At 74.2% G+C, this 20,870-nt stretch carries 15 protein-coding genes and 1 pseudogene; 9 read left to right on the top strand and 7 right to left on the bottom strand.

Annotated features, from left to right (window positions below; translation table 11 throughout):
• The first annotated feature begins 93 nt into the window (after positions 1-93).
• Positions 94-543: a hypothetical protein gene (locus ACZ56L_RS26235; protein WP_468692972.1), complete on the top strand. Its 450-nt coding sequence runs from the start codon at positions 94-96 to the stop codon at positions 541-543.
• Between the two features lie 140 nt (positions 544-683).
• Here ACZ56L_RS26235 and ACZ56L_RS26230 read toward each other — a convergent pair whose 3' ends face one another.
• The 4 genes from ACZ56L_RS26230 to ACZ56L_RS26215 all read right to left on the bottom strand — a co-directional run bounded on the left by ACZ56L_RS26230 (position 684) and on the right by ACZ56L_RS26215 (position 9,087).
• On the bottom strand, positions 684-5,450 hold the full coding sequence (locus ACZ56L_RS26230; RefSeq protein ID WP_468692975.1) for a hypothetical protein: 4,767 nt from the start codon (positions 5,448-5,450) through the stop codon (positions 684-686).
• Positions 5,451-5,496: 46 nt separating this feature from the next.
• Entirely contained in the window at positions 5,497-6,396 is a 900-nt protein-coding gene (locus ACZ56L_RS26225; protein WP_380837889.1) for a hypothetical protein, read from the bottom strand.
• Positions 6,397-6,730: 334 nt separating this feature from the next.
• Positions 6,731-8,272, bottom strand: coding sequence for a hypothetical protein (locus tag ACZ56L_RS26220; RefSeq protein ID WP_345225102.1), 1,542 nt, complete (start codon positions 8,270-8,272; stop codon positions 6,731-6,733).
• Positions 8,273-8,376: 104 nt separating this feature from the next.
• Positions 8,377-9,087 (bottom strand): GntR family transcriptional regulator, encoded by a 711-nt coding sequence (locus tag ACZ56L_RS26215; RefSeq protein ID WP_345225100.1) that lies wholly within the window; start codon positions 9,085-9,087, stop codon positions 8,377-8,379.
• A 266-nt stretch (positions 9,088-9,353) separates the two neighbouring features.
• Between ACZ56L_RS26215 and ACZ56L_RS26210 the strand changes: the two genes are divergently transcribed.
• Together ACZ56L_RS26210 and ACZ56L_RS26205 are read left to right on the top strand one after the other, a co-directional pair.
• Entirely contained in the window at positions 9,354-10,631 is a 1,278-nt protein-coding gene (locus ACZ56L_RS26210) for an MFS transporter (RefSeq protein WP_468692978.1), read from the top strand.
• On the top strand, positions 10,628-11,422 hold the full coding sequence (locus ACZ56L_RS26205; RefSeq protein WP_401760651.1) for a putative hydro-lyase: 795 nt from the start codon (positions 10,628-10,630) through the stop codon (positions 11,420-11,422). Before ACZ56L_RS26210 ends, ACZ56L_RS26205 begins: the two co-directional genes overlap by 4 nt.
• A gap of 129 nt (positions 11,423-11,551) precedes the next feature.
• On the opposite strand, the gene ACZ56L_RS26200 is transcribed toward ACZ56L_RS26205, so the two are convergent.
• Both ACZ56L_RS26200 and ACZ56L_RS26195 read right to left on the bottom strand, forming a co-directional pair.
• Positions 11,552-12,970, bottom strand: a complete 1,419-nt coding sequence (locus ACZ56L_RS26200; RefSeq protein ID WP_471066656.1) for a HEAT repeat domain-containing protein — start codon at positions 12,968-12,970, stop codon at positions 11,552-11,554.
• Positions 12,971-13,252: 282 nt separating this feature from the next.
• Positions 13,253-13,645 (bottom strand): ankyrin repeat domain-containing protein, encoded by a 393-nt coding sequence (locus ACZ56L_RS26195; protein WP_345225091.1) that lies wholly within the window; start codon positions 13,643-13,645, stop codon positions 13,253-13,255.
• A 255-nt stretch (positions 13,646-13,900) separates the two neighbouring features.
• Between ACZ56L_RS26195 and ACZ56L_RS26190 the strand changes: the two genes are divergently transcribed.
• The gene (locus tag ACZ56L_RS26190; protein ID WP_345225089.1) at positions 13,901-14,095 is read left to right on the top strand and encodes a hypothetical protein; all 195 of its coding nucleotides are present in this window, start codon (positions 13,901-13,903) and stop codon (positions 14,093-14,095) included.
• A 39-nt stretch (positions 14,096-14,134) separates the two neighbouring features.
• Entirely contained in the window at positions 14,135-15,688 is a 1,554-nt protein-coding gene (locus ACZ56L_RS26185) for a hypothetical protein (RefSeq protein ID WP_471066654.1), read from the top strand.
• A 62-nt stretch (positions 15,689-15,750) separates the two neighbouring features.
• Here the strand turns inward: ACZ56L_RS26185 and ACZ56L_RS26180 are convergent, their stop codons facing one another.
• Entirely contained in the window at positions 15,751-17,247 is a 1,497-nt protein-coding gene (locus tag ACZ56L_RS26180) for an SCO1417 family PLP biosynthesis transcription factor (RefSeq protein WP_401760655.1), read from the bottom strand.
• Between the two features lie 102 nt (positions 17,248-17,349).
• Here ACZ56L_RS26180 and yczE point away from each other — a divergent pair, with 102 nt between their 5' ends.
• From yczE to ACZ56L_RS26160, 4 genes and pseudogenes are all read left to right on the top strand, one after another.
• Positions 17,350-18,015: a membrane protein YczE gene (yczE, locus tag ACZ56L_RS26175; protein ID WP_401760657.1), complete on the top strand. Its 666-nt coding sequence runs from the start codon at positions 17,350-17,352 to the stop codon at positions 18,013-18,015.
• A 5-nt stretch (positions 18,016-18,020) separates the two neighbouring features.
• Entirely contained in the window at positions 18,021-18,791 is a 771-nt protein-coding gene (locus tag ACZ56L_RS26170) for a glycerophosphodiester phosphodiesterase (RefSeq protein ID WP_471066717.1), read from the top strand.
• 54 nt (positions 18,792-18,845) lie between these two features.
• Positions 18,846-20,206, top strand: a pseudogene (locus ACZ56L_RS26165) (MFS transporter).
• 259 nt (positions 20,207-20,465) lie between these two features.
• Positions 20,466-20,840: an RNA polymerase-binding protein RbpA gene (locus ACZ56L_RS26160; RefSeq protein ID WP_142215978.1), complete on the top strand. Its 375-nt coding sequence runs from the start codon at positions 20,466-20,468 to the stop codon at positions 20,838-20,840.
• The last annotated feature ends 30 nt before the right edge of the window (positions 20,841-20,870 follow it).

Below are 20,870 nucleotides of genomic sequence, written 5' to 3'. Positions count from 1 at the left end.
CAGGAGGTGGCTGCGTGAGGCACCACAAGCCGGGCAGGCACTCCTGAAGGCACGGATTCCGGGCCTGAGTTGAACGGTGGGGAGTATGCGGTCATGAACACGCAGGAACGTCCCGGTGCGGCGGACGAGGGGCGGGAGGAGCAGGAAGGGCCACGGCCGTTGTGGGTCGAGGAGCCCGCGGTGCGGTGGCGGTTGCCGGACCCGGTGCGGACGTCGGCGGTACGCGCGGTGATCATCGTGGCGCTGACGCTGACACAGGCGATGATCGCCTTCCTGAGCACGCTGGCGGGGTCCTGGCTGGCGTTCCCGATGGTGCTGAGCACCGTGGCGAGCACGGTGGCGGCGACCTGGGGGGTGCTGGACGTGTGGATCACCCGGCAGGTGTGGAACCAGCGCATGGGGGTGGTGTCCGTGCCGAGCAGCACGGCGCGGCAGTTGCGGCGGGAGCGGCGCGACGCACGGCGCGCGGCACGCAAGGACGAGCGCATACGGAGCCGGGGTCCGCGCGGACACCGCGGCTCGGGGCGGCTGTCGGAGGCGTGAGGGGCGCCCGGCTCGCGTTCGGACCGGGCCGAGGGGCCGCTGCCGGTACGGGCCCGCCGGCCGGTGGGTGAGCGGCGGGCGCGGGTGGGGTCCGGTGGGCCGGGGAAGCGGCGCGGGCCGCCGCTTCCCCGGCCCGCCGGCTACTCTGCCTGCGGCTCCTCCGCCGGGGTGCGGCGGAACATCCGGGTCGCCGTGATCTCGCCGTGGATGGTCTCGCCCTCGGTGCTCTGCTGCGGCAGCCCCGGCCGCAGGTGCTCCTCGACGCTGATGTACTTCAGGCCCGCCCTGAGGTCCGCGTCGTTGCGCAGCCGGATGACCAGCGGGAACTCCGCGAGCGCCGTCGTGTCGAACAGGCCGGTCGTGTAGAGGAGCTGCACGCCGAGCGCGTCGGAGACGGCCCGCTGGAGTTCCAGCAGGTACGTGGCGTTGGCGCGCCCGATCGGGTTGTCGAGGAAGAGCGTGCCGGCGTGCCGGTGCTTGTCGCGCCCCCGGTCATTGCTGCGCAGCGCGGCCATCGTGCAGTACAGGGCGATGGCGGCGGTGAGCAACTGGCCGCCGGAGAAGACGTCGCCCATCTGCCCGACCGGCACCCGCTCGGCGCGCAGCACCGCGTCCGGCTTCAGGATCTCCACCGCGATGCCCTTGGGCTCCAGCGCCGCCTGGACACCGCGCAGCAGCAGCGACATTCCGTCGCGTCGCATGTCGGAGTTCTTCTTCACCGCCGCCCGGGTCGCCTCGTCGACGACCTCGCCGAGCCGCTCCACGAGCGTGGCCTGATCGGGCTCCTCGAAGCGGATGCGAAGGAACTCCTGCCCCGACCACTCCCCCAGGCCCTCGGGCAACTGCGAGAGCCGCTGTGCCGAGCGCAGGGTGGCCAGCGCGGATTCCACCAGCCCGCGCAGCCGGTCCACGATGCTGTCGCGGTTGCGCTCCAACTGGGCCAACTCGTCGGTGAGGACGCGCAGTCGGGGCGCGAAGGCCGCCTCCCACGCCGCCGCGTGCTCGGGCAGGGCGGCCGCGGGCAGCTCCCTGATCTGCTGGCGGGCGGGGGTGCGCACCTGCTCGTACCGGCTGGCGTTGGCGTGTCGTACGAGGACGTCGCTCGCCTCGCGGACGGCGGCCTCGGCGGTCGACAGGTCGCCCGTGCAGCCGCGCAGGGAGCGGCGCGCCTCGGCGGCGGAGTGCCGGGCCTCCTCCAGGGTGCCGGGGTAGGGCTCGGGGTCCTCCTGGCCCTCCTCGTCCTGGTGGTGGTCGCGCAGCAGGTCGCGCAGGAGGGCCGCCGTCTCGTCGAAGCCGCCGGCCGCGTCCTCGGCGGCGCGGTGCGCGTGCAGCAGTTCGCCGTGCGCCGCGCGGGCGGTCTCCAGCGCGGCGGTGCGGGAGGCGAGTTCGGCGGTGGCGGTGCGCAGCAGGGCCTGCGCGTGCTCGGCGTCGGAGGGCACCAGGTCCGCGGGCAGCCCGGTGTGCGACGCGCCGTCCTCGGGGGCCAGCCGTTCGGCCTCGCCGCGCAGCCGGCCGAGCTGCTCGCTGGCGGTGGACGCCCGGCTCTCCAGGGTCTGGACCAGGGACTCGGCGCGGGCGACGGCGGCCTGGCGGGACGGGCCGTCGGCGCCGTCGTTGCTCTCCAGGAGCTGGCCGGCCCGGGTGCGGACCTTGTTGCTGAGGCGGTTGAGTTCGGCGAGGGCGGCGCTCTCGTCGCTCTCCGCGCGGGCCTGTTCGGCGCGCAGGTCCGCGCCGACGCCGACCTTCTCGTAGAGCTGGGACGCGGCCCGGTAGGCCTCGCGCAGTGCGGGCAGTGCCGCGCGCGGGGCGTCCGGGTCGGGCTCCGGGAGCGTCTCGGGGGCGCCCGCGATCTCGGCGCGCTCGGCGCGCAGGGTGCGGGAGGTGCGGTGGGCGTCGTCGGCGGTGCGCTGGGCGGTGCGGCGGTCCTCGTCGGCGGCCTTGGCGCGCTCCAGGCAGGTGGCGGCGCGGGCCTCCGACTCGGCGGCCTCGTCGGCGAGTTCGCGCAGCTTGGCCTGCCATCCGGCGCGTTCGCGCAGCCGGTGGGCGAGACCGGCCAGGACGTCGGCGGCCCGGCGGGCGCGCTGGGCGGCCTCCTGGCGTTCCTCCCGTACGCGGGCGGCGTCGGCGGCCGCCTCGTCGGCCTCGGCCCGTACCGTACGGGCTTCCGCGAGGACGGCGTCGGCGGCGTCGGCGGCCTCCCGGGCGCGGGCGGCAGCCTCCTTCAGCTCGGCGAGCATGCCGGGCGGGCAGTCCTCGCGCCAGGAGCCGAGCCGGGCGGCCAGCGTGCGGTCGCCGGTCAGGCGGGCGGCGAGGGTGCGGATCTCCTCGTCGCGGGCGGCGGCCCGCTCGCGCAGCGCCTGCCGCTCCTCGTCGGCGGCGTGCTCGTCGTGCATGGCCGGGTTCGGCGGTACCAGGAAGACCGCCCCCGGGTCCGCGGAGTCGCTGGTGCCCGGCACCGGCGCGAGCAGCGCGGAGGCCGTGCCGACGGCGACGGCGGAACGCGGCAGCAGGGCGGCGCCCACGAGCGCTTCCCTGGCCCGGGCGTGCGAGGCGGGGTCGGTGATGACGACGCCGTCGACGAGTTCGGGGCGGGCGGCGAGGACGGCCGCGTGGTCGGCGGGGTCGACGGCCTGGGCGAGGTAGCGCCAGCCGGGCAGGGCCGGGATGCCGTGCTCGCCGAGGTACTCGACGGTGGCCAGGACGTCGGGGCTGGGCGGCAGGAGGCCGCCGTCACCGAGCGCGCCGAGGATGCGGGAGTCGTCGGCGGCGGCGGTGCGCAGTTCGAAGAGCTGGCGTTCGGCGGCGGTGACGCCCCGGTCCAGGAGGGCGAGGAGTTCCTCGGCGTTGCGGTCCAGCTCCTCGACGGTGAGGGGGCCTTCGGCGACGGGGCGGCGGGTGCGGGGCGCGGTCGCGGTGGCCGGGCGCCGGGCGCCGGGCGCGGCGGCGTCGGGCGACGCGGACGAGGAGGGGGACGCGGGTGACGCACCGGAGGATCCGTGCTCCGCGTCACTGGCCTCGCCGTCGCCGCTGCGCGGCTGCGGGAAGGCGGCGCCGGAGTCGGCGGCGGGCAGGCTGAGCAGCTCCGCGAGGCGCTCCTCGGCCGCGATGGAGGCGGCGGCCCGGTGCTCCGCCTCGTACGCGGCCGTGGCCGCCCGGGCGGCGTCGGCGGCGCGGGCGGCGGTGAGTTCGGCGCGGGCGTCCTCGGCGGCGGCCTCGCGGGCCCGGTCCGCTGTCGTACGGGCGGCCTCGCGCGCGGTGTCCCAGGCGGCGACGGCGCTCTTCTCGGCGTCGGAGGCCGCGAGGGCGGCGCGCGCCGGGTCGGCGTCGGGGGCGCTGTCGTCGAGCCAGCCGGCCCGTACCGCTTCGCTCGTCTCCTGCTCGACCTCCGCGAGGCGCTGGCGCAGGTGGCCGATCTCGCTGCGGGCGCGCTGCGCCTCGGTGGCGGCGACGGTGGCGTCGCGGTGCGCGGCCTCGCCGGCCTCCTGGAGGGCGGCGGAGCGTTCCTCCTGCTCGGCGGCGACGCGCTCGCCGTCCTCGGCGGCGCTGTGGAGCGCTCGTACGAGATCGACGGCGGCGGTGGCGCGGGCGGCGAGCGCCGGGGCCGCGTCGCGCTCGGCGTCGCGGATGGCGACGGCGACGCGGGCGGACCGGTCGGCGGCGGCGCGGTGGCGCAGCACCGCCTCGGCGGCCTGCCAGGCGGCGTGCAGGGTGCGCGCGTCGGCGAGCTCCTTGCGCTGGGCGGCGGCGCTCTTCTCGGCGGCGGCGAGGGACAGGGAGGCGTGGCGGTAGGCGAGTTCGGCGGAGATGAGCGCGCCGTGGCCGCGCGCCGTCTCGGCCTCGGTCACGGTGTGCGCGGCGGCGGCCACCTGTTGCGCGAGTTCCGCCGTACGGCCGCGTTCCTCGGCGGCGCGGGCGGAGAGGCGGCGCGCCAGCGTGCGGGTGCGGCGTTCGGCGGCGCTGTGGACGTCGCGGGCACGCGCGCGCGTGTCGGCGGCCTCGACGATGCGGCCGAGCAGGTCGACGGAGCCGGCGGTGAAGTCGCGTTCGGCCATCAGTTCGGCGCGGCGGCCGAGTTTGTTGCCGAAGCCGTGGACGAGGTCGGCGAGGCCGTCGGTGTCGCGGGTGTCGGTGACGGCGCGCAGCAGGAGGTCGGTGAAGTCGGAGTCCTTCTTGACCGCGAAGAGGCCGGCGGCCTCGCCCTCGTCGGCGTTCATCTCGCGCTGGTAGCGGAAGAGTTCGGGGTCGAGGCCGAGCTCGGTGAGGTGCTCGTTCCAGCGGTCGTGGATCTCCTCCCAGTGGACGTCGAGGTGGGGGTACGACTTGCCCGCCTCGGTGATCGCGTCGCGGAAGCCCTTCATGGTGCGGCGGCGGCCCTGCGCGCCGGACGCGCCCTCGGCGGAAGGGCGTACGGCGGTGGACTCGGCGACGGGGAGGGAGTCCAGGCTGAGGCCGGGGCCGGGGCGGAAGGAGTACCAGGCCTCGGCGAACTTCCGGGGGTCGCCCGAGACCTGACGGCCGCGCCACTCGCTGACCTTGCCGACGACGACGCACTCGCCGGTGAGGGTGTGCTGCCACTCCAGGGCGACGTGCCCGCAGTCGTCGGCCAGCAGGAACTTGCGCAGCACGCCGGAGCTGGCGCCGCCGAGGGTGTTGCGGTGGCCGGGGAGCATCACCGAGAAGATCAGCTTGAGCAGGACGGACTTGCCGCCGCCGTTCTCCAGGAAGAGCACGCCCGCGGGCGCGGGGCGGCGCGGCGGGCCGACGGGCTCCTCCTCGAAGAACTCCGCCTGGGTGGGCGCGGGATTCGGCACGGGTGCGCCGACTCCGCGCAGGTCGAGGACGGTGTCGGCGTAGCGCGCTCCGGCGGGGCCGATGGAGTACAGGCGGACCCGGGACAACTCGTACATGGCGGCTCAGTCTCTTCTGCGTCTGTCTTCGGTCGTCTCGGCGGTGCTACGCGTGGAAGGGCAGGCCGGCGTCGGCCGGGAGGCCGAGGTCGTCGGCGTCGGTGGGCGGCACGAGGGTGGCGGTGCCGTCGGTGACGGGGACGATGCCCAGTTCCAGGAGTTCGGCCAGGGCGGCGTTGCCCGCCAGGTCGCGGACCTGGAGCTGGTAGCGGGCGGTGGTGCGGTAGGAGCCGCCCGCGTCGTCGCCGGTGCGCTGGAGGAAGCCGGAGTCGGTGAGGAAGGCCATGGCCTTGCCGACGATGCCGGTGGTGGAGCCGGCGAGGCGGCGGGCGTCCTTGGTGGCGCCGGTGGCGCTGCGGCGGGAGTAGACGCGCCAGGCGGCTTCCAGGCCGGGGGCGTCGGTGGTGGGGTCGGTGTTCTCCCCCGCCTCCTCGGCGCGCTCTTCGAGGCGGCGGCAGGCCTGGCGGACGAAGGCGTCGACGCCGTTGACGGTGAGGCGGCCGACGTAGCCGTCGTCGGCGAGGTCCTCGGGGCGCGGGAAGGCCATGGCCGCCACGGCGAGGTGGGCGAGGCCGTGCAGGAAGCGGTCGGCGGACTCGGCGGAGGCGCGGCGGGCGTAGTCGCCCATGCGGACGGCGAAGACGGAGTCCTCGTCGGCGGAGACGGCCATGCCGGCGCGGGTGGAGACTTCGAGGACGACGAGGCCGAGGCCGGTGGCGACGGCGTCGGCGAGGCGGGCGAAGGGGGCTTCCTCGCGGTAGCGGCGCAGGAGGTCGGCGTACTCGGCGTCCCGGGCGGGGAGCAGCTTGGGCTGGAGGCCGAAGGAGACGAGGCGGGCGGCGTCGGCGGCGTCGGCGGGGGTGAGGGGGGCCGGGGCGGGAGCGGGGGCCGTGTCGACGGGGTCGGCGCTCCACGCGGGGGGGTGCTCTGCGTGGGGGTCGTTCACGGCCTGGGCTCCTTGGGGGGTACGGGGTGGGGGTGCGGGGCGGCGGGGATGGCGGGGACGGGCTGAGCGGTGGCGTGGCGTGCGGCCGCGGTGGCGCGGAGGGCGGCGTGGCGCGCGGCCGGAATGGGGGTGGGCCGGGGGGTGGGGGTCTCGGCCCGCACGCGACGGCGCGGCTCCGCCCCCTTGCCCGCCCTCCCCCAAGCTCTCGGCTTCGCTCGAGCAGGGGGTGCCTCCCTCGCCCCCGGGGGGCGGCCCCGCCGCCCGGGGGGACGGGGGAAGCGCGGGGAGCTGCGGGGACTCGGGGAGCTGACGAGGCTTAGGGAGCTGCGGGGGGTCATGACGCCTCCGCGCGGGCGGTGGCCATGCCGGCCGAGTCGAGGAGGGCCGTGCCCACGATCAGGTCGGCGCCGCCGAAGTCGGGGTCGTCGAGCCGGGTGCCGTCGTCGACGGCGAAGAGCAGGCGCTCCTCGCCCTGGCGGTAGGCCGTGCCGACGGGCGGGCTGGCGGCGTGCACCGCGAGCAGGGCGACCAGGTAGGCCAGGTCGTGGCCGCCCGCGCGGCGGGCCTCGGCCAGGAGGCCCGAGAGGCGGCGGGGCGCGTCGTGCGGCAGGTCGAGCAGGGCCGTCGCGTCGGCGAGCTGCTCCTCGCTGAAGCGGCTGTCGTCCGGGGTGGCGACGAGGTCGGGCTCGGGCATCTCCGCACCGAGGTGCTCGCGCTCCACGGGCGGGGTGAGAAGTATGTCGACGAGGTCGCCGACGCGCACCGAGGTGGGCGTGCGGAACCCGGCCCCGTGCGCGAAGAAGGCGTCCGTGACGCGTATCGCGTGCTCCAGGGGCAACGGCAGTGCCGGGGCGACCAGTTGGCCGTACAGGTCGAGGCCGGAGTGCGCGGAGAGGGGGGCGAAGGCCTGCCGGTCCTGCTCGGCGCGGAACAGCGGTCCGGCCTCCAGCAGGCGGGACTGGAGCTGGGTGTGGCGGCGGATGCAGTCCTTGACGATGTCGACGAGTTCGGCGGCGCGGCGCTTCTGCTCGGGCTCCTCGGACTCGTCGCGGGCCTTGCGGATGTTGGTGAGGATCGCGTTCTCGTGGCGGTAGCGGTCGGCGACGTGGTCGAGGGCCTCGGCGATCATGTCCGGTACGGCGTTGAGCCAGTCGACCGCGCGGACGTTGCGCCGGGTGGCCTCCAGGGTGCGGCGCAGCGTCTCGGCGTACTGGACCGTGCGGTAGCGGGCCTGTTCGGCGGCGAGCTGGGCGTCGGCGAGGCGGCCCCGGTTGATCAGGACCTCCAGCTTGACCTCGGCGGCGATCTGGGCGCTGGTGACGTCCGTGTCGAGGGCGCCGACCAGGACGTTGACGGCTTCGTCGGTGGTGCGCAGGAAGACTCCGCCGCCGTATCCGGCGACCTCCTCGACGAGTTTGAAGTCGTAGTCGCGGCGGGTGTAGACGCCGTCGGCGGAGAAGGTGCCGTAGACGGCGCGGAAACCCCGGTCGACGCTGCCGACGTTGATCAGGTTCTCCAGCACCCAGCGGGCGACGCGCTCGTGCTCGGCGGCGGGGCGGCGGGGCGCCTGGGCGGCGACGCGGGGCAGCAGCCGGGAGAGGATCTGCTCGTGGTCGGCGCCGGTGTCGAAGTCCATGTTGAGCGTGATCAGGTCGATCGCGGCGAGGGCCACCTCGGCCATCGCGTAGACCGTGTACTCGCCCGCCAGGTTGGCCTTGCGCACGTCGAGGTCGTGCAGCGGCGCGGTGCACGCGAGCGCGCGCAGCCGCCGCGCGAGCCCTTCGTCGGCGGCCGGGCCCGGGGCGGGGCGCGGCCCCGCGCTGAGCTGGGGTGCGGCGAATTCCGTGGTGGTATCCGTCGAGGCAGGCGAAGTCACGTGGCACAGATTAGGTCCTCGCACTGACAACGGTCGAAACGGCCCAGATGGGACCGCTCGCGCCGCCGGTTCGAGGGGGACGGCCCCCGGACCGGGCGCGCCGTTCAGACCGTCCAGTCGCCGCTCTCGATGTGGCGGGTGTACACCTCCACGAGGTTGGCCCGCGAGTCGTCCAGGTAGCGCGCGAGAAGCTTCTCCGCGCGGGCGCGGTCGCCGAGCTCCAGCGCCCCGACGATCATGCGGTTGCGCACCAGGTAGGGCTGGTGCAGGCCGTGCGGGTCGGACACGACGTGGAAGGCGAGGCGCAGTTCGGCCAGGACGCCGCGCATGAGCTCGTCGGTGCGGGGGCTGCCCGCGAGGGCGACGAGTTCGCGGTGGAAGTGGATGTTGGCGGTCGAGACGCGCTTCCAGTCACCGGTCGCGGCGGCCCGCTCGCCCTCGGTGACGGCGGCGTCGAGGGCGCCGACGGCGTAGGGCGGCTCGCCCAGTCCCCGCACGACGGCGCACTCCACCAGCCGGCGGGTGCGGTAGATGTCCTCGACGTCCGCCACGGCGAGCACGCGGACGAAGACGCCCCGGTTGAGTTCGTGGACGAGCAGGCGCTCGTGGGTGAGCAGCCGGAAGGCCTCGCGCAGGGTGTTGCGGGAGACGCCGAGCGCCTTGCCGATGCTGTCCTCGGAGAGCCGTTCCCCGGGCGGGAAGTACCCCTCGGCGATACGGGTGCGCAGGACGTCGGCGACGCGTTCCGCCGTGCTGGTGCGGCCCAGCAGCGGGCGGTCGTCCGCCAGGCTGCCCACTCCGGTGTCCGTCGTCACGACAGTGCCCCCAACTCCCCTGCCGCACCGGCGTGTTCCGGTGGGCTCCTCCATCGTAGAAGACTTCGTAGGAACGAAGAATGTACGAACAGAAGCCTTGTCGGATCGTTCAACAATCCCCTACGTTGACGAAAGCGCACGGTCCGTGGGAGCACACGGACCGTGAAGTGCACGGCCCGTGAAGGGAAGCGTCCGTGGACGTACCCGGTCCGTGACGGTGCACGACCCCTGAACGGCTCTCCCCTCCCCTGACGAGCGAGGCGCAGATGAGTACGACACAGGCACACAAGCAGCAGGGCGAACTCCCCGAGGACGGCGGCGCGTTCGGCTGGCTCCGCGCGCTGGGGCCGAAGGGGCGGCGGGCCTTCGGCGGGGCGTTCGGCGGATACGCCCTGGACTCCTACGACTTCTTCACCCTCCCCCTGGGCATGTTCGCGATCTCCGCGTACTTCGCCCTGGACAACGGGCAGACGGGCCTGCTGACCACGGTGACCCTGGTGGTCTCGGCGGTGGGCGGCGCGATCGCGGGCATCGTCGCCGACCGCATCGGCCGGGTGCGGGCCCTGATGATCACGGTGGCCACCTACGCGGTGTTCACCGTGGCGTGCGGCTTCGCGCCCGACTACGAGACGCTGCTGGTCTTCCGGGCCCTCCAGGGCCTCGGCTTCGGCGGCGAGTGGGCGGTCGGCGCGATCCTGGTCGCCGAGTACGCCACCGCCAAGAACCGCGGGCGCACCCTCGGCGCGGTGCAGAGCGCGTGGGCGGCGGGCTGGGCGCTCGCCGTCGTCGTCTCCACGCTGGTGTTCCAGTTCCTCGACCAGGACACCGCCTGGCGGGTGCTGTTCTGGACGGGCGCGCTGCCGGCGCTGCTGCTGGTGTACGTACGCCGCAATGTGAGCGACGCCCCCCAGGCGGCGGCGCAGCGGCGCGAGAGCGGCCACAGGGGGTCCTTCGCCGCCATCTTCCGGCGGGACCTGCTGGGCACCACCCTGTTCGCCGTGCTGCTGTCGACCGGAGTGCAGGGCGGCTACTACACGCTGGCGACGTGGGTCCCGACGTACCTCAAGACGGAGCGCGGGCTGACCGTGGTCGGCACGGGCGGCTACCTGACATTCCTGATCTCCGGCGCGTTCGTCGGCTACCTGTGCGGCGGGTACCTCACCGACGTGCTGGGCCGGAAGAAGAACATCGCCCTGTTCGCGGTGCTCTCGGCGATCTGCATCCTGGCGTACACGAACATCCCCGCGGGTGCGAACGGCCTGGTCCTGGTGCTCGGTTTTCCGCTGGGGTTCTGCATGTCGGCCATCTTCAGCGGCTTCGGCTCCTTCCTGAGCGAGCTGTACCCGACGGCGGTGCGCGGCACGGGCCAGGGGTTCACGTACAACACGGGCCGTGCCGTGGGGGCGTTCTTCCCGACCATGGTGGGGTTCCTGTCGGGCAGTTGGGGTGTCGGCGGGGCGCTGGTGTTCGGCGCGGTCGGCTACGGCCTGGCCGTGGTGGCACTCCTCGGGCTGCCGGAGACGCGCGGCAGGGAGCTGGTGTGACCGTGACGGACGTGGCGACGGCGCGGGCGCCGCGCGAGGCCCGGGAGCGGTGCCGGGCGGGTGCCAGGGGCACGACGGCGGGCTGGGCGCCCGGGTACGTGCAGGCCAACCTGCTGGCGGTGCCGGCGGACTGGGCGTACGACGTACTGCTGTTCTGCCAGCGCAACCCGAAGCCGTGCCCGGTGCTGGACGTCACCGACGCCGGGGCGTGGACGACACCGCTGGCACCGGGCGCGGACCTGCGTACGGACCTGCCGGGTTACCGGGTCTGGCGGCACGGCGAACCGGTCGAGGAGCCGGGCGACGTCGTCCGGCACTGGCGCGAGGACCTGGTGACGTTCCTGGTCGGGTGCAGCTTCACCTTCGAGACGGCGCTGGTGGCCGCGGGCGTGCCGATGCGCCATGTCGAGCAGGGGCGCACCGTGCCGATGTACACGACCCGGCGGCCCTGCCGTCCGGCGGGGCGGTTGCGCGGGCCGATGGTGGTGTCGATGCGGCCGGTGCCGCCCGAGCTGCTCGGCGCGGCCATCTCCGAGAGCGCCCTGCTGCCCTCGGTGCACGGCAGCCCGGTGCACTGCGGGGAGCCGGGCGGGCTGGGCATCGCCGACCTGTCCCGGCCCGACTTCGGGGACGCGGTGGTGGCGGAGCCGGGGGACATTCCGGTGTTCTGGGCGTGCGGGGTGACGTTGCAGGCCGTGGTGGCGGCGTCCCGGCCGCCGTTCGCGCTGACGCACGCGCCGGGGCGGATGTTCGTCACGGACGCCCGCGACGAGCAGTACCGGGTGGCCTGAGACGGCAGCCGTACCGACACAGGTGCCGAGCTCCCAGGAGGCTTCCCGTACGTACGCCCAGGAGGCTCCCCGACGCAGGGAAAAGGGGGCGGCGGTCCCGGATGCCCTCCGGGACCGCCGCCCCCGCGCTCACACGGCCGTCGCGTCCGGCCCCATCCGGCTGCGTACGGCGGTCTGCACCTCGGCCTCCTCGGCCGGGTCGGCGGCCAGCCGCCGCAGGCGGTCGGCCACGCGCGCGTCGCCGGTCTCGGCGTGCCGCGCCGCGACCTCCCGCGTCGTCTCCTCGCAGTCCCACAGGCACTCGACGGCGAAGCCGGAGGCGAAGGACGGATCGGTGGCGGCCAGGGCGCCTGCCGCGCGCTGCCGCAAGTGGGAGGAGGCGGTCTCCCGGTAGATGTGGCGCAGTACGGGGGCCGCGGCACAGATGCCGAGCCGTCCGGCGCCGTCGACCAGGGTCCACAACAGGGAGGCGTCGGGGCCGTCGGCCCGGACGGACTCGCGCAGCGCGCCGAGGACCAGGGGCGCGTCCTGCGCCCCGCCCCGGCAGGAGAGCACGCCGGCGGCGCAGGCTCCCAGGGCGTCCGGCCGGTGCACCCAGCCGCGGGCCCGGTCCACCGCCTCGGAGCCGCACATCCGCTCGAAGGCGGCGACGGCGGCCTCGGCGACGGCCGGTGACGGGCTGTCGGCCGCCGCCTCGATCAGGTCGAGAACGGCCGGGTCCCGTGACTCGGCCAGGTAGTGCAGGGCCGCACAGCGCGCACCGTCGGCGCCTTCACGTGCCACCCGGAGGATTGTTGAACGATCGTCGGGGCCGGCGACCGCCGTCAGGCACCGCGCGGCCGGCACGTGCAGGACGGAACCGCGCTCCAGACCCTGCTGGGCCCACTCGAAGACGGCCTCGACGCTCCACCCCGGGCGGGGCCCGGCGGGTCGCATCTGCCGCTGCCATCGGTCGAAGGAGCCCTGTTCCCGTGCCGCGCGCACCCGGCCGCCGACGGACTCCCGCGGATCCTCGGCCCACAGCCGCCAGGGCCGGGGCTCGAAGGCGTCCCGGACGGCGGCCGCCAGTGCGGCGTCGCCCTCCGGCGTGGCGGCGAACCGGGACAGCACGGGTCCCGCCAGCGAGCGCAGCCCGCCGTCGTCGTCGCGCAGCGCGAGCTCGTCCAGGGCCCAGGTCCAGTTGGCGCCGGTCCTGGCGTACGCGCGCAGCAGCATCAGCGCGTCGTCCCTGCCGTACGAGGCGAGGTGCCCGAGGACGGCGAGGGCGAGCCCGGTGCGGTTCTCCTCGGTGTCGAGGGCGTCCTCGACGTCGAAGAGGTGGCGCTCGATCTCCTCCAGGCCGCCGTCGAGGTCCAGGTAGAGACGGGCGTAGTAGAGCGAGCGGTTCTCGACCTGCCAGTCGTGGCGCGGGTCGTTGAGCACGCAGTGGTTGAGGGCCGCGAGGGCTTCCGGGCGGGGTGCGGCGAGCGCGTGCAGCGTGCCGTCACCCCTGCCCCTTTGCAGGAGGCCGAGCAAGGTGCCGCTCGGCGCTATGACTGGTTCGAACATGGGAAAAGGCCTCACATCAAGCTGTCGACGCAACCGGGGAAACGTGCCGTTCCTACGCGGTGCGCCAACATGCCCGGCCGCCCGTCACAGTCTTCCGCTTGATGTAGACCATCTTCCTCTGCCTCTCGATCGGTGGCCCCGAGTGGGCCCGTTCCACATATCCGTAATGCGGCGACTGATGCCCGCACCTGGTGTTTGTGAATCCGTCGTCATGATGACCCAGCGATTTCTCCACCGCGACCACATTTACGACGCCCCCCGGGACTCCCCACCAGGAACGCCTCACTGGGCGCCGAACAGCTCCAGCAGGTCCTTCTTCTCGAACATCCGGGCGGTGTCGACCGCGGAGGGCGTCCCCGCGGCCGGGTCGGCGCCGCCCTCGACGAGTACCCGCACCACGGCCTCCTCGCCCTTGAAGACGGCCCCGGCGAGCGGTGTCTGGCCCCGGTCGTTGGCCCGGTTCGCGTCGGCGCCGCGCGCCAGGAGGGCCCGCACCGTCTCCGCGTGCCCGTGGTAGGCGGCGAGCATCACCAGCGTCTGGCCGTTCTCGTTGGTGAGGTCGGGCGAGACACCCGCGTCGACGCAGGCGGCGAGCTCCTCGGTGCCGCCCTGCCGCGCGAGGTCGAAGATCTTGCCCGCCAGCTCGACGACCTCGGGGTCCACAGCTTCGCTCATCGCGGACTGCCTGCCTTTCACATGCGGTGACCTGGGCGCACGGCAGGAGAGCCGTACGAGTGAATCGACAGGGTACTGCTCCCGTCGCGACATGACCCGGGCTCCGGGCGGCAAAGATCACTGCGAGGCCGGCAGGCTCGGCCGGTCCAGTGAAAAAGACGAAAAATAACCCGATTGCACGATTTGCGGTATGGATACTTCCTGTGAGCCTGGAACAACTCATGGTGACCGTCCCCACCACTCAGGAGAATCCTCATGATCCTGTCCATTTCGGGCGTCGTGCTGCTCGGCATCATCGTCTTCCTGTTCTTCCGCAAGGACGGACTGAAGGCGTCGCACGCCCTGGTCTGCGCCCTCTTCGGGTTCTACCTCGCGGGCACCGCGATCGCCCCGAGCATCAGGGCCGGAGGGGCGAGCCTCGCCAGCCTCTTGGGCGGGATCAAGTTCTGACCCCGCGTCCACCCACTCTTCCCACCCCAGGAGTCCGACGTGGCCCGGCGTCCCCTCCCCCGCATTCTGAGCAGCAGCAGTGTCTCGGTGGCCCGCAGCCGCGAGCTGGCGCGCACTGCCGCCGACAGCGCCACGGACGTGCTCCATCCGCTCATCACGATCAGCCGCGGCGTGCGCAGGCTCGCCGCGGCGGGCCGTGCCCGCTGGTCGGCGACCCCGAAGGACAGGCGTGGTCCCGCGCTGTTCCTGGCGGGCACCGTCGTGCTGGTGGTCGCGCTCATCCCGTACGGGCCGCTGCTCGCCCTGATCACGGTGATGGCCGCGGCCGCCTGGAAGGGGCGCGAACGCGTCCCCGCGCAGACCGGCCCCGCCCCCGAGCAGATCGAGCGCCTGCGGTCCCTCTACGAGGCGCTGGTGCCGTACTTCTCCGTCCCCGACGACCCCGACCCGCTCTTCGCGCACGGCGGCGACTGGGACGGGGCCTTCAGTGAATACGCGTTCGACGAGGGGGGCCGCCCGTCCCGGCTGCTGATCCGGTACCCCGCCTACTTCCCCGACGGCGAGGCCGCCTCCCGGGCCCGCATCGAGCACCTGCTCGGCGCCAAGTCGGGGCGCGGCCGCGAGTACCGCTTCGACTGGGACGAGGAGGGCAACCAGCTCGTCATGACGGTGCTGGACGCGCTCCCCACCACGATCGCCGCCCAGCGCTTCGTCACCGCTCCCGGCGAGACCGTCCTCGGCTTCACGGACACCGGCGCGGTGCCCCGCACCGTCCCCGTACAGGGCGGCGACGCGTGCCACGACGCCACCCCGGTAATCTGGCGGACGGGTCCGCGTTCCACGGAGCCGCACCTGCTGGTCGTCGGCCAGCCCGGCGCCGGCACCACCACCCTGGTGCGTTCCATCGCCCTCCAGGCGCTGGAGGACGGCGACGTGCTGATCGCGGAGGGCAGCGGCACCGGCGAGTACGCCTGCCTGGCCGGGCGCGAAGGGGTGCTGGCCGTCGAGTGCGGGCTGGCCGGCGCGCTGGCCGCGCTGGAGTGGGCCGCCGCCGAGACCGAGCGCCGGCTGACCTGCGCGAACCGGGCCCGGCAGGCGGGCCTGCCCGCCCCCGACGACACCCGGCGTCCGCTGTGGATCCTCCTGGACCGCCCCGGGGTCTTCGCGCACCTGGCCGCCGCCGACGGCCGCCCGGACCCGCAGCAGCTCCTCCAGGTGCCGCTGCGGCACGGCCGGGCGGCGAACGTCACCGTGGTGGTGGCCGAGCAGTTCGACACCCTGGACTCGCTCAGCGACCCGGTGCGCGCGCACACCCGCGCCCGCGTGGTCCTCGGTCCCGCCGTCCCCGCCGAGATCGAGGGCGTCCTGGGCGCTCCCCCGCACACCACGCCCACCCCCGACGTCCCGGCCGGGCGCGGCTACGCCCGGCTGGGCTCCGGTCAGGTGCTGCGCCTCCAGGTGCCGGCCACCCCGGACCCGTACGACGACACCACCAGCGAGGCGCACCGGCAGGCGGTGCTGGAGCTGCTGCCCGAACGCGCCGTGCCCGTCGACGACGTCCGCGGCGCCGATCCGGTGCCGGCCGAGGGCTGACGGACCCGACGGCAGTGCCCCGCGCGCCTCCTGGGGTGCGCGGGGCACTGCCGTGTGCCGGATCACGCCACCGAGGTGCGCGGCGTCTCGGACCCCGAACTCGCCCCGGACTCCACCAGGCGCGCCGCCGCGGCCAGGCGGACGGCGGCCTCCTCCGCCACCGGGCCGCCCACCGTGAACGGCAGCCGTACGTACCCCTCGAAGGCCCCGTCGACGCCGAACCGGGGCCCCGAGGGCACCCGTACGCCGACCCGCTCCCCCACGGCCGCGATCCGCGACCCGGAGAGCCCGCCGGTGCGCACCCAGAGCGTGAGGCCGCCGTCGGGCACGTGGTACTCCCAGTCCGGCAGCTCGCGGCGCACGGCCGCCACCAGGGCGTCCCGGTTCTCCCTGGCCTGGGCGCGGCGCACCGAGACCGCCTGCTCCCAGCCGCCGGTGCCCATCAGCCAGTTGATCGCGAGCTGTTCCAGCACCGGGGTCCCCAGGTCGGCGTACGCGCGGGCGGCGACCAGGCTGCGGATCACCTCGGGGGCGGCGCGCACCCAGCCGATGCGCATGCCCGCCCAGAACGCCTTGCTGGCGGAGCCCACGGTGAGCACGGTGGAGCCCGCCGGGTCGAAGGAGCACACCGGGCGCGGCATGGCGTACGCGTCGTCGAGGTGGAGTTCGGTCATGGTCTCGTCGGCGACCAGGACGGTGCCCGCCGAGCGGGCCGCCTCCACCAGGGCGCGACGCTGCTCCTCGTCGGCGAGGGCGCCCGTGGGGTTGTGGAAGTCGGCGACGACGTACGCGAGGCGGGGCGCGGCGTCGCGCAGCACCTGCCGCCAGCGCGTCAGGTCCCACCCGGTGAGCCCCTCGGCCATGGCGACGGGCACCAGGCGGGCGCCCGCCTCGCGCATGAGCTGGAGGATGTTGGCGTACGAGGGCGACTCGACGGCGATGCGCTCGCCGCGTCCGGCGAAGAGGTGGCAGATGGCGTCCATGGCGCCCATCGCACCGGTGGTGACCATGATCTGCTCGGGCATGGTGGGGATGCCGCGGGCGGTGTAGCGGTCGGCGAGCATCTGGCGCAGGGCGGGCAGTCCGGCCGGGTAGTCGCCGTGCGTGTGCGCGTACGGCGGGAGCTCCTCCAGCGCGCCCTGCACGGCGCGGGTGAGCCAGGGCTCGGGTGCGGGCAGGGCGGCCGTGCCGAGGTCGATGACGGAGCCGAGCGACTCCGGCGGCAGGGGCTCCAGGCCGCGCGCGGGCAGCGGATTGCCCGCCGGGACGGCCGTCCAGCTCCCCGCGCCCCTGCGGGACTCCAGGAAGCCCTCCGCGCGCAGCGCCTCGTAGGCGGCGGCGACGGTGGTACGGCTCACCGCGAGGGCCACCGCGAGCTCGCGCTCGGCGGGCAGCCGGGCGGCGACCGGGACCCGGCCCTCCAGGACCAGGAGCCGCACCCCGTCGGCGAGGGCCCGGTAGGCGGGCGGCTTGCGCACGCCGGGGCCGGAGGGACGGGACTGCGAGTTGAGCTGGCGGGCGAGCTGGGCCGCCCCCACCGCCGAAGTCCACTGCGCCACGAAATCAGTCCACCTTCCCCGGATTGGCCCTGGAGGGCCTGTCCTTACAGGCCACACAGTGTCATGCATCGGTCCACCACCACCAGCCCAGGGGGCGCATCCATGTCCGGTTCACCGCGGTCGGCCACCACCCGTCTTCCCCGGCGGCTGACCCAGCTGTACGTCGGCCTGGCGCTGTACGGAGTGAGCTCGGCGGTGCTGGTGCGCGGGGGCCTGGGCCTGGAGCCCTGGGGCGTGCTGCACCAGGGCCTGTCGGAGCGCACGGGGCTGACCATCGGGGTGGTCTCGATCGTCGTCGGGGCGGTGGTCCTGCTGCTGTGGATACCGATGCGGCAGCGTCCGGGCCTCGGCACGGTCTCCAACGTCGTGGTCGTCGGCATCGCCATGGACGGCACGCTCGCACTGGTGCCGCAGGTGCCCTCCCTGGGCGGGCGCGTCGCGCTGATGCTCGGCGGGATCGTCCTCAACGGCGTCGCCACCGGCCTCTACATCGCCGCGCGCTTCGGCCCGGGACCGCGCGACGGCCTGATGACGGGCCTGCACCGGGTGACCGGCGGGTCCCTGCGCCTGGTGCGCACGGCGATCGAGGTCGCGGTCGTCGGCACCGGGTTCCTGCTCGGCGGCACCATCGGCGTGGGCACCGTCGTGTACGCCCTGGCCATCGGGCCGCTCGCACAGTACTTCCTGCGCCTGTTCGCCGTACCGGAGCACCGGGCCCCGCGGCCGGCCGCGGCCCCGCAGGAGCCCCGGGCGATACTGCCCGGGTGAACGACGTGAACGGCGCGCTGCGGCACGGCTACCTCGACCATCCGGGGCCGGTGCTCCCCTTCGCCCACCGCGGGGGCGCCGCCGACGGCCTGGAGAACACCGCGGCGGCCTTCCGCCGGGCCGCCGATGAGGGCTACCGGTACTTCGAGACGGACGTCCACGCCACCGCCGACGGCAGGCTGGTGGCCTTCCACGACCCGACCCTGGACCGCGTCACCGACGCCCGGGGCAGGATCGCGGAGCTGCCCTGGAGCCGGGTGCGCGAGGCGCGGGTGGCGGGCACCGAGCCGCTGCCCCTGTTCGAGGAGCTCCTGGGGGAGTTCCCGGACGCCCGCTGGAACGTCGACGCCAAGGCCGAGTCCGCCCTGCTGCCGCTCCTGGGCCTCGTGCGCCGCACCGGTGCCTGGGACCGGATCTGCGTCGGCTCCTTCAGCGAGGCCCGGGTGGCCAGGGCGCAGCGGCTCGCGGGTCCGCGCCTGGCGACCTCGTACGGCGTGCGCGGCGTCCTCGCGCTGCGGCTGCGCTCGCTGGGCGTACCGGTGCCGCTGCGGCGCGGCGCGGTGTGCGCGCAGGTGCCCGAGACGCAGAACGGGGTGCGGGTGGTGGACCGCCGGTTCGTCACGACCGCGCACTCCCTGGGCCTCCAGGTGCACGTCTGGACCGTCAACGATCCGGCCAGGATGCGAGCCCTTGTGGATCTCGGCGTGGATGGCATCATGACGGACCGGATCGCTGCGCTGCGATCGGTGCTGACCGAGCGGGGGGCCTGGGCCTGACCCGCACCCGACGCCCGTACGCGCGTCGGCACGGGGTGAGGACGGGGAACGCGCGTGGGGACGGAACCAACGGATCGGCCCGCCGCCCCGCACGCGGAGCGCAAGCGCGAACAACGCGGCTGGTACTTCTACGACTTCGCGTGCTCGGTCTACTCGACGAGCGTCGTCTCCGTCTTCCTCGGCCCCTATCTGACCTCGGTCGCCGAGGCCGCCGCCGACGCCGAGGGCTTCGTCCATCCCCTGGGCGTCCCGGTGCGGGCGGGTTCCCTGTTCGCGTACGCGGTGTCTGCCTCGGTGATCCTGGCCGTCGTGGTGATGCCGTTCGTGGGGGCGGTCGCCGACCGCACGGGCCGCAAGAAGCCGCTGCTCGCCGTCGCCGCCTACCTCGGGGCCGGCGCGACGGCGGGCATGTTCTTCCTGGAGGGCGACCGGTACGCGCTGGGCGCGGTGCTGCTGATCGTCGCGAACGCCGCGCTGTCGGTGTCGATGGCGCTCTACAACGCCTATCTGCCGCAGATCGCCGAGCCGCACGAGCGCGACCGGGTCTCCTCGCGGGGGTGGGCCTTCGGGTACACCTCCGGCGCGCTGGTCCTCGTACTGAATCTGGTGCTGTACACCGGCCACGACCGTTTCGGGGTGGACGAGACGACGGCGGTACGGATCTGTCTCGCCTCCGCGGGGGTCTGGTGGGGCGCGTTCGCCCTCGTGCCGCTGCGGCGGCTGCGGGACCGCGCCGTGGCCGCCGACGGCGGCGGACTCACCGTGGGGCAGGGGTGGCGTCAACTGGTCGCCACGCTGAAGGACATGCGCCGCCATCCGCTGACGCTGTCCTTCCTGCTGGCGTACCTGGTCTACAACGACGGCGTGCAGACGGTGATCTCGCAGGCGTCCGTCTACGGCTCGCAGGAGCTCGGGCTCAGCCAGACGACGCTGATCACCGCCATCCTGCTGGTCCAGGTGCTCGCCGTCCTCGGCGCGCTGGGGACGGGGCGGCTGGCCCGGCGCCACGGAGCCACGGAGCCAAGCGGACGATTCTCGGCTCCCTCGTCGCGTGGACGGCGACGATCGGCGTGGGGTACTTCCTGCCCGCCGGGGAGCCCGTCTGGTTCTTCGTCCTGGCGGGCGCCATCGGACTGGTGCTCGGCGGCAGCCAGGCCCTGTCCCGGTCGCTGTTCTCGCACCTGGTGCCGCGCGGCAAGGAGGCGGAGTACTTCGCCGCGTACGAGACCAGCGACCGCGGGACAAGCTGGCTGGGGCCCCTGGTGTTCGGCCTGGTCTTTCAGCTCACGGGCAGCTACCGGGACGCGATCCTGTCCCTGGTGGTGTTCTTCGCGGTGGGATTCCTTCTGCTGGCGCGGGTACCCGTGAGGCAGGCGGTCGCGGCGGCGGGAAACCCCGTTCCGGAAAGAATTTAGACCTTGAAGTAAAAGGCCGGTAGTGTACGCCTTTGGCCTGCCAGGCGGACCGTTACTGCGAACCTCTGCAGGAAAAAGACTGGGTGACATCTGCTGTCAGATGTGACAAAGCGGTCACTGGTGGGTACAACAAGGGGCGGCACGACGGGCGACGCACTGACCCGCAACGGGAATCTTTACCGCCGACCGGACGTTGACCGGATGACGACGACAGCGACACACACTGTCCTGTGGGCGACAAGCCCGGGAGGCACGATTCATGAGTGAGCGAGCTCTCCGCGGTACGCGGCTCGTGGTGACCAGCTACGAGACGGACCGCGGCATCGATCTGGCCCCGCGCCAGGCGGTGGAGTACGCATGTGAGAAGGGACATCGCTTTGAGATGCCCTTCTCCGTGGAAGCGGAAATTCCGCCGGAGTGGGAGTGCAAGGTCTGCGGGACCCAGGCACTCCTGGTGGACGGCGATGGGCCGGAGGAGAAGAAGGGCAAGCCCGCGCGAACGCACTGGGACATGCTCATGGAGCGGCGCACCCGCGAGGAACTCGAAGAGGTCCTGGCCGAAAGGCTCGCGGTACTGCGTTCCGGCGCCATGAACATCGCGGTGCATCCGCGGGACAGCCGCAAGTCCGCCTGACGTCCGTCACCGGACGAAGGGCACGGGAGA

It is taken from the genome of Streptomyces sp. NPDC039736 (genome assembly GCF_055596485.1).
This window is presented reverse-complemented; position numbering and strand designations above follow the sequence as displayed.